Here is a 13,536-nt window from a genome sequence, read left to right on the forward strand (position 1 = left end):
CTGGCATCTACCCGATGCCTGTTTCCTCAGTTCGGTCAGCGCTGTTTGTGCAGCTGACTGTTCAAGGTAGGGGTCGCTTTCTAGGAGGAGTTCAAGCCGTTTGACTGATCGGTATATGCAGTTCATCGGCTGCGCTGATTCTTGCACTGAACGACCTGCGACGACCGTGCTTCCAACTTTCAAGAGCCGAATAGCCTGGATAAAGACTGTTGTGCACTTGCCGTATCGACACGGTATGGCCAAAGGGCTCGATGCATGAGCCGTCATCTTTTCGCTTGATAAGGACGTTGATATGAACCTTTCGGAACAGCCCGTGCCGTTTGCCCAAGTAAGTGGGCTAAGTCCTGTTGAATCCGCCAGCCAGGCCCGTCCTACGCTGGTGTGCCTATCCCATTTGCGCTGGGAGTTCGTCTACCAGCGTCCGCAGCATGTGATGTCGCGCCTGGCGAAAGACTACGACGTGATCTTCTTCGAAGAACCGGTGGTAGGCGGTGGCGAGCCTCCTCGCCTGGAAACGTCGAGCCCGGCGGCGGGCATCCGGGTGGTCGTCCCGCACCTGCCTGAGGGCCTGGGTGAGCAGGCGATGATCGAGGCGCAGCGACGGTTGCTGGATGAGCGTCTTGCCAAGGCCGTGCAAGGTGATCTTCTGCTCTGGTATTTCACGCCCATGAGCCTGGCGTTTACCGACCACCTCCAGGCGCGGGTCACGGTGTTCGACTGCATGGATGAGCTGTCTGCGTTCAAGGGCGCGCCGGCCCAACTGGTGCACATGGAGCGGCTGCTCATGGACAAGGCCGACGTGGTGTTCACTGGCGGTTTCAGCATCTGGGAGGTCAAGCAGCACCAGCACGGCAATGCGCACCCTGTGCCTAGCAGCGTCGACATTGGCCATTTTGCGCAGGCACGAAACGCGTTGGCGGACCCTGCCGACCAGGCGCCGGTCGCGCGGCCACGCCTAGGCTTTTTCGGTGTGATCGATGAGCGCTTCGACATCGAGCTGGTTGACCATGTGGCGGCGTTGCGTCCCGACTGGCAGATCGTATTGGTTGGGCCAGTGGTCAAGATCGATCCGCAGACCCTGCCGCGACGCCCCAATATTCATTATCTGGGCGGGCGGCAATACGCCGAGCTGCCAGCTTACCTGAACGGCTGGGACGCGGCCCTGATGCCGTTCGCGCTCAATGCGTCCACCCGTTTCATCAGCCCAACCAAGACCCCCGAGTACCTAGCCGGCGGCTGCCCCGTGGTCTCGACGCCGATACGCGATGTAGTCAATGGCTACGGCCAAAGCGGTGCCGTATTTATCGCCGACACTGCCGACGCGTTTGTCAGCGCCATCGAAGGCGCTCTGCGCCTGAAAGGCACGCCCGATTTCCTAAAACGTGCCGATGCGGCGCTTGAGGGGATGTCTTGGGACAACACGTGCCGCTTTATGAAGGAGCAGATCGAATGCCTCAGATAAACCTTGAAACCGCCAAGTCCGGACCGTCCTGCCAACCCGGGCGCGGGGTCTATGACTACCTGGTCGTCGGTGCCGGGTTTGCCGGCAGCGTCATCGCCGAACGGCTGGCCCAGGGGCTGGGGCGCAACGTGCTGTTGATCGACCGACGCGCGCATATCGCCGGCAACGCATACGATCACCCGGATGCGGCGGGGGTACTGGTGCATCGTTACGGTCCGCACATCTTTCACACCAACGCGCAGCGGATCGTCGACTACCTGTCGCGCTTTACCGAGTGGCGGCCCTATGAGCACCGTGTGCTGGCGCAGGTCGATGGGCAACTGGTGCCGATCCCCATCAATCTCACCACGCTTAACAAACTGTACGGTTTGTCGATGACGTCCGAGCAAGCCGAAGTGTTCTTGGCCGAGCGCGCGGAGCCGGTGGCCACGATTCGCACGTCGGAGGACGTGGTGGTCAATCAGATCGGGCGCACGCTCTACGAGAAATTCTTCCGTGGCTACACCCGCAAGCAATGGGGCCTGGACCCTTCCGCGCTGGACAAGTCGGTGACCTCGCGGATCCCCACGCGCACCAATGAAGACGACCGCTATTTCACCGACACCTTCCAGATGATGCCCCGCGATGGCTACACGCGCATGTTCGAGCAGATGCTCGATCACCCCCGGATCGACGTGCTGCTGGATACCGACTTCAAGGACGTGCGCGATGAGGTGAAGTTCAACCACGTGATCTATTGCGGCCCGATCGACGAGTACTTTGATTTCCAGTTGGGACGCTTGCCCTACCGTTCGTTGCGGTTCGAGCACCAGACGCTCGAGCAGGAGCGCTATCAGCCGGTGGCGGTGGTCAACTTCCCGGACCCGGAGGTGCCCTACACGCGCATCACCGAGTACAAGCACCTGACCGGTCAGGTCCACCCCTGCACCAGCATTACTCGCGAGTTTCCCTGCGATGAGGGCGACCCTTATTACCCGGTTCCACGCGCCGAAAACGTCGAGCTGTACAAGCGGTACAAGGCCCTCGCGGAGCAGACGCCGAATGTGACGTTTCTCGGGCGCCTGGGTACTTACAAGTACTACAACATGGACCAAGTGGTGGGCCAGGCGCTTGCGTTGTACCGCGACATTGAAGCCGCGAGCAGCGAAGCCACCGTTGCAGCCGGGCTCGATGTGTTATGAGCGCGCCGCCGGAGCAGAGCCAGAGGGAGCCCCGCGAGCGCGGTCATCACGCGCTCTTCAACAGCTTCGTGATGGCGGGCTATGAGTGCTCCAGCCAGCGCCGCCAGGATGGTCGGCGCCTGGACTTGCTGGCCGCCACCGGGCACGCGCGCTGGGCACACAAGGACTACGCGCAACTGGCGGGCCTGAATGTGCGTTGCGCCCGTGACGGCCTGCGTTGGCACCTGATCGAGCGCAGCTCCGGTCGCTACGACTGGAGCAGTTTCCTGCCGATGCTCAGGGCTGCGCGCGATCACCAGGTGCAAGTGATCTGGGACCTTTGCCATTACGGGTATCCGGATGACCTGGACGTCTGGCGCCCGTCGTTTGTCGACCGGTTCGCACGTTTTGCCGGCGCGGTGGCAGGGCTGATGGCGGATGAAGGTATCAGCGTTCCGATCTATTCGCCGGTCAACGAGATATCGTTCTGGAGCTGGGCGGGGGGCGACGTCGGTTATTTCAACCCCAATGCCCACGGGCGCGGCCAGGAGCTCAAGCACCAGTTGGTGCGCGCCAGCATCGCCGCGATCGAGGCGATTCGCGAGCGCGCGCCGGCTGCGCGTTTCGTGCAGTGCGACCCGCTGATCAACGTGGTCTCCGAGTCGCAGCGCAGCGAGGACATTGAAAACGCCGAACGCTACCGGGTGGCCCAATTCGAGGCCTGGGACATGCTGATCGGGCGCCAGTGGCCGGGCCTGGGCGGGCAGGAGGATTACCTGGATATCATCGGCGCGAATTTCTATCCGCATAATCAGTGGTATTTCCACGGCGGGCGCATTGCGCTGGGTGAGTCGGATTACCGCCCACTCGCCGGTATGCTCAAAGAGTTGCACCAACGCTATCAGCGGCCGCTGCTGATCTCCGAAACCGGGGCGGAGGACCAGGAGCGTTTGCCCTGGTTGAGCTATGTCGTGGACCAGGTGCTGATGTCGCTGGAACGGGGGGTGCCGGTGCAAGGCATTTGTTGGTACCCGTTTCTCGATTACCCCGGCTGGGATGATGGCCGTTATTGCCCCACCGGCGTGTTTGGCTACGCCGACGGAGAGGGCGAACGCGCGCCTTTCCACCCGTTGCACCTGCAGCTCAAAGCCCTGCCCGAGCGTATCGAGGCACGCTTGCGCGAGCTTGATGCAAGGCGGGCGCAGAGGCTGCGCACATGATCTTCCAGCGCTTGCGCGACGAGCCTTTGCCGACGACAGCCAGCGCGTTTTTATGGCGCTACGTGAGGGTGCGCCCGCTGCATTTCAGCGCGATGTTGTCACTGGTGATCGGCGCGGCCTGCTGCGCGGTGGCGGTGCAGTACGGCATGAAGTTGCTGGTGGACGCCATGGCCGGAGAGTCGCAGGCCGACCAGGTGTGGCATGCGTTCAGTCTGTTCATTGGGTTGATCGTGTTGGAAAACGTGCTGTGGCGGTTGGGCGGTTGGGTCGGCTGCCATACCGTGGTGGGCAGTTGCGCCGACCTGCGCGTTGACCTTTTTCATCACCTGACCGGTCATCCGATGCGCTATTTCAACCGGCATTTCGCCGGCTCGCTGGCTAATCGAGTGTCGGCGGCCGGTGCCGCCGCCAACACGGTATACGGCGGCCTGGCCTGGCGCATCGTACCGCCGTGCGTGGATTTTATCGGTGCCGTAGTGGTGTTGTTCGCCGTGCGCGGCTCAATGGCATTGGCCCTGATCGCGTGTGTGGTGCTGGTGGCCGCGTTGATCACTGTGGTCGGCGTGCGTGGCAGGAACCGGCATATCGCCTTCGCCTCGCAGTCGGCGCAGGTCGGGGGCGAGATTGTCGACCTGGTGTCCAATGTCTGGACGATCAAGGCGTTCTCCGGGCGCGAGCGCGAGCGCGTCAGGCTGGAGCGGGAGATAGGCGTCGAGGCGGGCGCGCATCGGCGCAGTTGGATCTACCTGGAAAAGGCACGCGTGCTCCACGATATCTGCCTGTCCATCATGGCCGGGTCAATGCTGGGCTGGGCGATCCTGCTGTGGCGCCAGGGCCAGGTTACGGCGGGCGATGTGGTCATGGTCAGCGCGTTGACGTTTCGTATCCTCCACGGCTCGCGCGAATTGGCGCTGGCGCTGGTGGAAGCCAGCCAGCAGATGGGCGTCATCACCGAAACGCTCGGCATCATCGCGCAGCCGCACGAACTCAGCGATGCGCCGGAAGAACTCGCGCCGACCCGGGGCAGCATCAAATTGCTGGACGTCAGCTATGCATACCCCGGCGGGCGCCAGGTGTTCAACCATTTATTCCTGGACATTCCTGCGGGCCAGAGCGTCGGGATTGCCGGTACCTCGGGTTCGGGAAAATCCACGCTGCTCAGCTTGCTCCAGCGTCTGGACGATGTGCACAACGGCGCGATCCTGATCGACGACCGGGACATCCGCTCGGTCAGCCAGGACAGCCTGCGCCGGCAAATCGCCGTGGTACCCCAGGAGCCGGCGCTGTTCAATCGCAGCATCCTGGAAAACATCGGCTACGGCCAGCCGCGCGCGACTGAGCAACAGATTATTGATGCCGCCCGGCGAGCCTACTGCGATGAGTTCGTGCAGGCGCTGCCTGATGGTTATCACACGCTTGTGGGGGAACGTGGCGTGACGCTTTCCGGCGGGCAACGCCAGCGCCTGGGGCTGGCGCGGGCGTTCCTGAAGAACGCGCCAATCTTGATCCTCGACGAGGCGACCTCCGCACTGGATTCCGATTCCGAGGCCATCATCCAGTGCGCGCTGATGGACCTGATGCGCGGCAGGACGGTACTTGCGGTGGCTCACCGACTCTCGACCATCGCCAGCTTCGACCGGGTGCTGGTGCTGGAAGAGGGGAAGGTGGTTCAGGACGGTGCACCCGATGAACTGCGTCGCCGCCAGGGACGTTTCCGCACGCTCTGGCAGATGCAGACGATGGTCCAGGACCACTGATGCCTGAGCGTGCTCGGAGCGGAGTACGCCGTTGATCGGCCTGCGCCGTTTGCCGAACGAACGCGTGAGAATAGCCTCGGTTCGAACCTTACATGGCCGTTGACGCCCTTGGGCGAGCCTACTTTTCAGGACAGAAGAGGAATTGACCATGCTGGTACAGGTAGACAGTAATCATATTGAAGGCAGTGCCGATCTTCAGGCGTGGGTAGGCAGTACAGTGGTTGACGAGGTCGAGCGCTACAGCTCGATGCTGACGCGCGTGGAAATCCACGTGGGCGACGTGAATGCGCAGAAGTCCGGTCCGCAAGACAAACGTTGCCAGATCGAAGTGCGCCCCAAGGGCCACAGCTCGTTGTCCGTTACGCATCAGGCGGAAAGCCTGGAGCTGGCCGTCGCTGGCGCCGCGCGCAAAATCCACCACGCGCTGGAACATCTGATGGGACGCTTGTCGCCCAAAGTCGAATCCACCGGGCATCTGACGGCGCCTCCGGTCCAGGAAGAATCGCCGGCGCAAATCGACGCGCTGCTCGAAGACGATTTCCTGGCCAGGCAGGCTGATCTGGACAAACACTGAGGAGGCTCCCCATGGTCCACGTTCAAACCTTTACCCGCGACACTCTGGACACGCTTCTGGCCCTGGCGGATCGCACCAACCTGAGTGTCTACATGCCCGCCCAGCAGACGTTTCCCGAGCGCACGCAAAACCCGATTCGTTTGAAGAACCTCATCAAAGACCTCGAAGGCCTGCTGGCTGATCAGGCGCAGGCCGAGACGCTGCTTGCACCGTTTCATGACCTGGTGGCCGACACCGAATTCTGGAATAGCTGCCCGCCTTCGATCGCGATCTTTGGCGGCGCCGAGTATTTTCTGGTGGTGGGGTTGCATCGGATGGTCCAAGAAACCGCCATCGTCAACCGCCACCCCTATCTCAGGCCGCTGCTGCGCCAGGCGCCAATGACCGAACGCTACCAGGCGCTGTGCCTGACGCGGGACAGCGTGCGGGTTTACGAGGGTGCCGCGCAGACACTGCAGCAAGTCGAATTGCCGGAGGCGGTGCCCACTTCCCAGGCCGATGCCTTGGGCGATCAACTGACCTCCCGTGACCAGCAAGGCCACCCCGACGGGTTCAGCGGCGCGGGTGAGCGCGGCGATCCGATGATGCATGAGTCGGGCGGTGGCGGTAAGCAGGACGAAGTGAACCTGGACCGCGAGCGGTTCTTCCGTGCCGTCGACAAAGCGATCACCGAGCACTGTTCGCGCGTCTGCAAACTGCCGTTGGTGCTGGTGGCGCTGCCCGAGAACCAGGCCGTGTTCAGGGCGCTCAGTCACAACCCCTTCCTGCTGGCGGACGGCGTGCGTAAAGACCCCGCCACGCTCTCATCAACCGAGTTGGCGCAGGCCTGCACCGCCGTGATGAGCAAGCGCTACGAGGATTCGCTGAACACCGCGTTTGATCGATTTGGCGTGGCCGTAGGGCAGCGGCTTTATGCCTCGCGGCTGGTGGACATTGAGCATGCGACGCTGGAAGGCCGGGTGGCGTTGTTGCTGGTGGAGGCTGACGGCAGCGAGCCAGGCGCCCAGGTCGCCGAGGAAGACGCTGCGCTGGACGAGCTGATCCTGGCCGTTATCCGCCAGGGCGGCGAAGTGGTGGTGGTGCCTGCCGAGCGCTCGATGCCCACCGACACCCGCGCGGCGGCTGTATTGCGTTACTGAGGCGCACGGGCTTTTTACTCAGCAGGAGCGCGAGCATGGAAAAAAGCGAAAAAGCGATGGAGATTCGGGCCTGGCACCTTTTGCTTGAAGACGATAGCTACCGCCTGGATCAGCTTGACGACTTTTATCGGACCCTCATCAACCGCGCCGACGAGCTGGTGCTGCGCGAGATCATCAGCCTGGAGGAGTGGCAGCGGCTCAAGGACGCCGCAGACGCGGTCTACGCAAAAACGCTGCAAAGCCTTGCAGCCCAGGAACGTGATCGACTCGACACCGTGGCCATCGACCTGTGCATCGATGCGGCGCAGTCGACGTCCTCCCCGAAATAAACCGACCGTCGTGTCTTGGAGGCAACCATGAACAACCCGACACTCAAAGGGGCACTGACTGCCCTGGCCCTGTCGCTGGGCATCCCGCACGCGTATGCCGCCGAAACCAAGCGCGTCGATGTGATGCTGGTGGGGGGCGGGATCATGAGTTCGACCCTGGCGGTGTGGCTCAGTGAATTGGAGCCGGGTTGGTCAATGGAGATGGTCGAGCGCCTGGACAAGGTCGCCGAGGAGAGCTCCAACGGCTGGAACAATGCCGGCACCGGCCACTCGGCGCTCGCCGAGCTGAACTACACCCCGGAAAAAGACGGCAAGATCGACATCACCAAGGCCGTGGAAATTAACGAAGCGTTCCAGATCACCCGGCAGTTCCTGGCCTGGCAAGTCAAAACCGGCGTGCTGCACAACCCGCGCTCGTTCATCAACTCCATGCCGCACATGAGTTTCGTGTGGGGCGACGACAACATCCGCTTCCTGAAAAAACGCTACGAGGCGTTGCAGGCCAGCCCGCTGTTCCGGCCGATGCAGTATTCCGAAGACCCGACTCAGATCAAACAATGGGTGCCGTTGATGATGGAGGGCCGCGATCCCTCGCAAAAATCGCCGCGACCTGGACGCCCATCGGCACTGACGTCAACTTCGGCGAGATCACCCGGCAATTCGTCAGCCACCTGCAAACCCGCCAGAACTCCGCCCTCAGGCTGTCGACGGAAGTGCGCGACAGCTAGCTAACTAATCTCCGAATGCTGGCATTAGGGTGGCAAGTAAGCGCTTGTTTGAATCTTCATCAGCGTTTTCATTGAATACATGGCGTTTATGGTCGATGGTATATGTTCGACTATTCATGGACGACCCGATATGTTTGCTAACTACGACGATCACAAGTGCATCAAATGTGATGCACCGCTCGAACTTGGCGAGAGCGAGGTCACCTACATGGTTCCATCCGCATCTGAACAGCGCTGCCCAAAGTGCCGACGCAAGTACTCCGTGCGGGTCATGAACACCGCACTTAGCCAAAGCGTTAAAAGGATGTACATCATGGTGGACAACCGAAAAAATTAGAACGCGTTATAGCTAAGCGCCATCAGTCATCGTGTAGTTGGGTCGCTTTCTCGCTCAAATCTGGTGGGGGCGGTACATATGCTTGGGCGATAAACGGGATATCACCCGACGGACGCCACCTCACGTTTGTAAGGCCGTACCGCTCACCCATTGGCTTGCTGATCCGTTTTATTTTTTCGTTCCGAAACCTAGGGATGATCCCTATCCCTACATCGCACGCTGCCCAGTGCCAAGCTTCCGCATTGTTCATGACCTCCGCTCTTACGATGAAAGATTTAGGTACGTCATGGATTTCGTATTCGATGATATATAAAGAATTTTTCATATCGCTTCTCCCTGAACTTTTTTGTTACTTCATCAGAAAGAAGGTTCAGAATTTTTGTGTTGTACAAAATAGTTCGGGTTGTACAATTCCGTCTCGCTTGTTATTCGCCGTTCGTCGACAGCGACAAATAAAAACTAAACTGACTCTGCATCCTTTGGCTCTCAATACTGAGCCTGTTCGCTCAATCAGTCTCAAGGTATTACTCCTGTTTTGCCCGCACTAAGTGCGGGCTTTTTTTAGGTTTTTATATGATGACTGAATCGTATGAAGTTAATGGCGGGTATCCATCAAGCCAATGCCCCCATCCCTATATCAGAAAGGGCTACTACCTAGGGTTGAGCCCGGATGTATACGTGTGCATGCGCTGCGGAGAACAGCGCAGGCGCGAACACTGGGAAGCTTTCGAACGTCGGCGCATGCCCCCTGCGGGATTACTCAACGTATCGGACGCAACGGTATCCCGCGGCTAACAACGCGAAGTATTCTGATATCGCCGCTTATGTTCAAAAGGCCCCCACACTTTGACCAGGTGCGCGGGCCTTTTTGTTTGCCTGCGTAAACCAGGCCCCGGCAGGCTGGTCTACCATTACCGCTGCGCTTGGTCGAAGCGTGCTTACTAAGGAAGAGCGACGTGTCGCTACCCATCACTGCGCGGCAGATGAATGCGCTAAAGGCGCTTCAGCGGCAGGACCCGGACCTGGGCGAACTGGCCATCGCTATCGCACAGGCCTTCGATGCCGCGAGGGTCGAAAACCCGGAGCTGGCCGTGTTGATCCTGGACAAGACCTGCCGGCGCATGGTCGCCCGTGAACCCGGCAGTCAAGAAGCAATGATCCAGCACCTGGCGACCTTCGGTAAGTTGAATTGCCTGATACCCACCCAGGTCAGCGACTTTACCGATCGAGTCAGGAGGCACGCTTAATCATGAACAACGGATTCAGGAAGAAGCACTGCGCGCCCTGATGGAGGCGGCGCGGTGCGCGATACGCTGGTCAGCCGACAAGAGGAAAAGTGGACGCTGGCTATCCGCCTAGGCGGCTCTGGCAGTAGCTGGTTGGCGGTACGCTCGCGCCGTGAGGCGTTGCGCATTTGGACCAGCCTGACGGCTGTAGGGCGCTTTGCCGATGGGATTGAGTTGCGTAGCTTTAATGTTGAGCTGTGACGGGCGAAAGCTTCAAGGCCAGTTGCAGCATACCCACCACGTCCGGGCCGTCCTCGTTGATCCATGTGCATAGTGCTGGCGGATCATGTGCTATTGGTGTGTCCCATCTGTTCGGCAATCCAGTCGATATAGGAATTGGCCGTGGTCGGCATTGACTGGCGTATGTGTACCGGCATTGGATAAGCCCTTGTGTAGTATCCTTTTGGCCGATTACTGCCGAAAAGTGGTCTATTACAGCCCGCTGCAGGACTTTCTCACACGCCGAGGATGGCTTGGAATGCCTAAACCTACAGGCCTGACAAAACGGAGCCATCAAGCATCCTTACCGCCACAATCCCACGCACCGAAGCCCGGTTCCTTTCTCTCTGGCTATAGCAACCTCGTGCATTACATTCAAGCAGTACGTTCTATCAAAGGTGTTTTTTGAACGTTGCCGCGGTGATAGCAGTTGCTATTCCGACCATCACCGCGCAAGGCAAGTAAATCGCCATGGGATTGAGCGAAAACGGTAGGAATAGGTAGATAATCCAGGGCACGATTAGCAGTGGTAACACTGCTCGCTTAGCACGGTGATAGACAAAACTGCTTTCTTGCCCAGCGCCAAATTTGCGCAGATCACGGCGCATTAATCCATCAACAAAACCAGTGAGCATGCTCAGTAAGAACAGCGGCGTGGCTAAGACCAGAATGGTCAGGCGCACTACGAAGGTGAAGGTAACGTACACCGCGGCCAGCACGAAATCCTCAATACTCACGTAGAGCTGATTGGTCCAGTGCCAGAACCCGTGTCCCTGGCTCGACACCCGGGCCTGATGAGCGAAGTCCGCAAATCCAGTTTTGACCAAAAGCCACTGGGTGAGGATATCCAGTATCTGGACAATCATCTGCCCGGGTTGTTGAAGAATGAGTGAAGATTTGAAGTGCGCGCTAAGCCACCCCAGTTCATTAGTCAGCATGCCTTGGCTGTGCCTCCAGCCTTGATCCCCCCAAAAGAAAAGCAGGCCAGCCCACTCGATCAAGATCGAGAACAGCAATGAGGCAATTAACAAACTGATAGTGCGCAGTACTAAGCCGATCGCCGAGATGAGCAATCCTGAGCGCTGGGTCTGTTGTGGCGGCGTGTTCCGGACGGAAGTCGCCATCGTTCACTCCATTGTGCTTTGCATTTGGTATCGTCACGAAACTTTCTGAATAGCTTGCTGCTGCATCGACTCCTGTGGTGAGACCGGGCTAGCCCACCTGATCCAAATCGAAGTTTGTAGTCGGGCCACCACCGCTAGCCCTCCACCATTGACCCGCCTGCTGGTTGTAAGTCGCCCGCATCATCTGAGTGAGCTCCTGCAGGTCCTTGGGCATGGCGTCGTCGTTAGAAGGTTTCGGTAACGGCATACGAACTTTCCAGAGCTGGCCACCGGCCTGGAAGGAGAACATCTGCCCTTTGGGCAAACTAACGATGTGTGCTGGCTCGATCAGCGGCACACTGGTGCTGCTGACACGGTCCTGTGAGGACGAGGTGAAGTCCGTGTTGGCCCCCGGATCGGAGGTGTCGGTCGCACCCGAGACCAGGGTCTTGGTCAGCACATTAACCTTGGGCAACTGCTGGGTGAGCAGTTCCGCGGTCGCGGTTTCGCGTACCCGTAGCATCTGTAGGGTGTTGAAATTGCCGACCACCTGGCCGGCCTTGGCGCGGTTGCCGATACGTGCTTCGATGTCGCTGAGGGTTTGGGTGTAGGCGGTTACCTGGATACCGGCACCGCCCCCCTTGTTGATCAGCGGAATGAACTCATCGCCCATCAACTCGTTGAACTCATCGGCATGCAGGTTGATTGGCAGTTTGTCACCAGCGTTGCCAGATTGAGGCAGCCCATGGTCAATGCCATGTTTGTAGATATGTCCCGCGACCGAGACCAAGTCGGCGAACATTGAATTGCCCACGGCGGCGGCCACTTCGGCATCAGTCAGCGCATCCAGGCCAACGTAGACGATGCCGCGTTTTCGGATGATCTGCATCCAGTCGAAGATCGGCCGCGGGTCATCCAGGTCGGTGTAGTTGGGAGCCAGTAACTGAGCGGTCTTGCCGGTGGTGAGTTTCTCCAGCAGCGGCAGTAGCGAGGCCACGATTTTGTCGAAGTAAGTGCGGTCGTAGCGCACCGCCGAACGCAGTCCGTCCATTACCGGATCAAATACACGCTTCACCGCCAGGTATTGCTCGATGGCCACCACCCGCTTTTCGCGTCCTATCATATGCCGGGGAATGTTCTTCTCTGTGAGCTTGCCTTCGAGCTGGACGATCACTTCCCACGCCTTCGGGTCGGTCTTGGCGAAAAACTGCTGGGCGTACTCGATGAACAGGGCGTCGATGTTAACCACATGTCGCTGGATCTGCAGGTAGTCCGGGCGCCGGCCCAGCTCGATCAGAGCGCGAGCTATGATGTTGACGAAACGCCAGGCGAACTCACGGAAGGCCGCCGAGTTGCCTTCACCGCTGAGCTGCCCGGCGATGCGCGACGCCACTTCCGAGATGCGCCCGAAACGTCCCACCGCGTTGTAGCGCGCGGAGATTTCTGGCCAGCCAAGATGGAAGACATAAAACTCTTTCTCCCGACCGGCGTGTTTGGCTTCGACGTACATGCGCTTGAGCAAGTCGGCATCGCCCTTCGGGTCGAAGACAATCACTACCTCATGTTCAACGCGGTGAATGTCTTGAGTGATGTATACCTCGGCGAGTCGCGTCTTGCCGACGCGGGTCGTGCCCAGCACCAGGGTGTGACCGACCCGTTCGCCCAGAGGTAGACTGACTTCCGTTTCATCGGGCTCGACCCCATGCAGCAGCGGTGAGCCTCCTACCGGAGGTAAAGGGCGCAATGGATTGAAGGCACTGTCCCAGGCAGTGACACGGGCCAATGTCGAGAGCGGAAACGGTGCCTGCTCAAGGGACCGTTCGAGTCCACGGGCTAGGCGATAACGGGCTGGTTGGTCGACATAATGGGCGACCGCTGGATCCTGAGCCTCGACCAAGCGCTGGGTGTGCAGGCGCGTCCAGCGAAATCCTCTGCCCATAAACAGACGCTTGCGGCTGACCGGGATTTCCCCACTAGTCAGTTCGTATCGGGGCAGTCTGCGAATATTGCGCCGATAGCGCAGTACCTCCCATGCTTGTCGCAGGCGTATCAGGCCGAATAGTGTATAGGCCAGCGCCGCAACCAGCCCGATCTCGGGTGACAGGGCCACAGCCCAGGGCGAGTACACGCACAACACCGCGGCGGCGATGCAGATCGCTACGGTGTACAACTCCACCGCCGGTCGGAGCTTGGACTCCATCGCATGCTCGGCCATGACCTGG

Annotated in this window: 11 protein-coding genes and 3 pseudogenes; 10 read left to right on the top strand and 4 right to left on the bottom strand. The window is 59.8% G+C overall.

Annotated features, from left to right (window positions below):
• Positions 1 to 292 precede the first annotated feature (292 nt).
• From C4J85_RS09710 to C4J85_RS09745, 8 genes and pseudogenes are all read left to right on the top strand, one after another.
• On the top strand, positions 293 to 1,462 hold the full coding sequence (locus C4J85_RS09710) for a glycosyltransferase family 1 protein (RefSeq protein ID WP_124362187.1): 1,170 nt from the start codon (positions 293 to 295) through the stop codon (positions 1,460 to 1,462).
• A complete protein-coding gene (gene glf, locus C4J85_RS09715; protein WP_124362188.1) occupies positions 1,450 to 2,643 on the top strand; it encodes a UDP-galactopyranose mutase in 1,194 nt (397 codons plus the stop codon). The genes C4J85_RS09710 and glf overlap by 13 nt, the downstream gene beginning before the upstream one ends.
• Complete coding sequence (locus tag C4J85_RS09720) at positions 2,640 to 3,842, top strand: beta-glucosidase (protein WP_124362189.1); 1,203 nt, start codon at positions 2,640 to 2,642, stop codon at positions 3,840 to 3,842. Before glf ends, C4J85_RS09720 begins: the two co-directional genes overlap by 4 nt.
• Positions 3,839 to 5,599 carry an ABC transporter ATP-binding protein gene (locus tag C4J85_RS09725; protein ID WP_124362190.1) on the top strand — a complete coding sequence of 587 codons (1,761 nt, stop codon included), beginning with the start codon at positions 3,839 to 3,841 and terminating at the stop codon, positions 5,597 to 5,599. Before C4J85_RS09720 ends, C4J85_RS09725 begins: the two co-directional genes overlap by 4 nt.
• A 148-nt stretch (positions 5,600 to 5,747) precedes the next feature.
• Complete coding sequence (locus C4J85_RS09730) at positions 5,748 to 6,173, top strand: HPF/RaiA family ribosome-associated protein (RefSeq protein WP_124403711.1); 426 nt, start codon at positions 5,748 to 5,750, stop codon at positions 6,171 to 6,173.
• Between the two features lie 11 nt (positions 6,174 to 6,184).
• Complete coding sequence (locus C4J85_RS09735; protein WP_124362192.1) at positions 6,185 to 7,312, top strand: hypothetical protein; 1,128 nt, start codon at positions 6,185 to 6,187, stop codon at positions 7,310 to 7,312.
• Between the two features lie 35 nt (positions 7,313 to 7,347).
• Positions 7,348 to 7,641 (top strand): hypothetical protein, encoded by a 294-nt coding sequence (locus C4J85_RS09740; RefSeq protein ID WP_124362193.1) that lies wholly within the window; start codon positions 7,348 to 7,350, stop codon positions 7,639 to 7,641.
• A 27-nt stretch (positions 7,642 to 7,668) separates the two neighbouring features.
• A pseudogene (locus tag C4J85_RS09745) lies at positions 7,669 to 8,363 on the top strand (malate:quinone oxidoreductase); the annotation flags it as partial.
• A 365-nt stretch (positions 8,364 to 8,728) separates the two neighbouring features.
• On the opposite strand, the gene C4J85_RS09750 reads toward C4J85_RS09745, so the two are convergent.
• A complete protein-coding gene (locus C4J85_RS09750; RefSeq protein WP_124362194.1) occupies positions 8,729 to 9,031 on the bottom strand; it encodes a DUF6555 family protein in 303 nt (100 codons plus the stop codon).
• Between the two features lie 631 nt (positions 9,032 to 9,662).
• On the opposite strand from C4J85_RS09750, the gene C4J85_RS09755 reads away from it, so the two are divergent.
• Together C4J85_RS09755 and C4J85_RS09760 are read left to right on the top strand one after the other, a co-directional pair.
• Positions 9,663 to 9,953: a hypothetical protein gene (locus tag C4J85_RS09755; protein ID WP_124362195.1), complete on the top strand. Its 291-nt coding sequence runs from the start codon at positions 9,663 to 9,665 to the stop codon at positions 9,951 to 9,953.
• A gap of 40 nt (positions 9,954 to 9,993) precedes the next feature.
• A pseudogene (locus C4J85_RS09760) lies at positions 9,994 to 10,193 on the top strand (hypothetical protein).
• Here C4J85_RS09760 and C4J85_RS27665 read toward each other — a convergent pair.
• From C4J85_RS27665 to traD, 3 genes and pseudogenes are all read right to left on the bottom strand, one after another.
• Positions 10,177 to 10,371: pseudogene (locus C4J85_RS27665) on the bottom strand (site-specific integrase); the annotation flags it as partial. The pseudogenes C4J85_RS09760 and C4J85_RS27665 overlap by 17 nt on opposite strands.
• Before the next feature lie 232 nt (positions 10,372 to 10,603).
• The gene (locus C4J85_RS09770; protein ID WP_124362196.1) at positions 10,604 to 11,335 is read right to left on the bottom strand and encodes a TIGR03747 family integrating conjugative element membrane protein; all 732 of its coding nucleotides are present in this window, start codon (positions 11,333 to 11,335) and stop codon (positions 10,604 to 10,606) included.
• A gap of 88 nt (positions 11,336 to 11,423) precedes the next feature.
• A complete protein-coding gene (gene traD / locus C4J85_RS09775; RefSeq protein WP_124362197.1) occupies positions 11,424 to 13,529 on the bottom strand; it encodes a type IV conjugative transfer system coupling protein TraD in 2,106 nt (701 codons plus the stop codon).
• Between the last annotated feature and the right edge of the window lie 7 nt (positions 13,530 to 13,536).

Source organism: Pseudomonas sp. R4-34-07, assembly GCF_003852375.1.
Taxonomy (GTDB): Bacteria; Pseudomonadota; Gammaproteobacteria; order Pseudomonadales; family Pseudomonadaceae; genus Aquipseudomonas.

Excerpts from the sequence above, each read along its gene's own strand:
- C4J85_RS09710 (WP_124362187.1), top strand. The coding sequence starts at position 293 with ATGAACCTTTCGGAACAGCCCGTGCCGTTTGCCCAAGTAAGTGGGCTA.
- glf (WP_124362188.1), top strand. The coding sequence starts at position 1,450 with ATGCCTCAGATAAACCTTGAAACCGCCAAGTCCGGACCGTCCTGCCAA.
- C4J85_RS09720 (WP_124362189.1), top strand. The coding sequence starts at position 2,640 with ATGAGCGCGCCGCCGGAGCAGAGCCAGAGGGAGCCCCGCGAGCGCGGT.
- C4J85_RS09725 (WP_124362190.1), top strand. The coding sequence starts at position 3,839 with ATGATCTTCCAGCGCTTGCGCGACGAGCCTTTGCCGACGACAGCCAGC.
- C4J85_RS09730 (WP_124403711.1), top strand. The coding sequence starts at position 5,748 with ATGCTGGTACAGGTAGACAGTAATCATATTGAAGGCAGTGCCGATCTT.
- C4J85_RS09735 (WP_124362192.1), top strand. The coding sequence starts at position 6,185 with ATGGTCCACGTTCAAACCTTTACCCGCGACACTCTGGACACGCTTCTG.
- C4J85_RS09740 (WP_124362193.1), top strand. The coding sequence starts at position 7,348 with ATGGAAAAAAGCGAAAAAGCGATGGAGATTCGGGCCTGGCACCTTTTG.
- C4J85_RS09750 (WP_124362194.1), bottom strand. The coding sequence starts at position 9,031 with ATGAAAAATTCTTTATATATCATCGAATACGAAATCCATGACGTACCT.
- C4J85_RS09770 (WP_124362196.1), bottom strand. The coding sequence starts at position 11,335 with ATGGCGACTTCCGTCCGGAACACGCCGCCACAACAGACCCAGCGCTCA.
- traD (WP_124362197.1), bottom strand. The coding sequence starts at position 13,529 with ATGGCCGAGCATGCGATGGAGTCCAAGCTCCGACCGGCGGTGGAGTTG.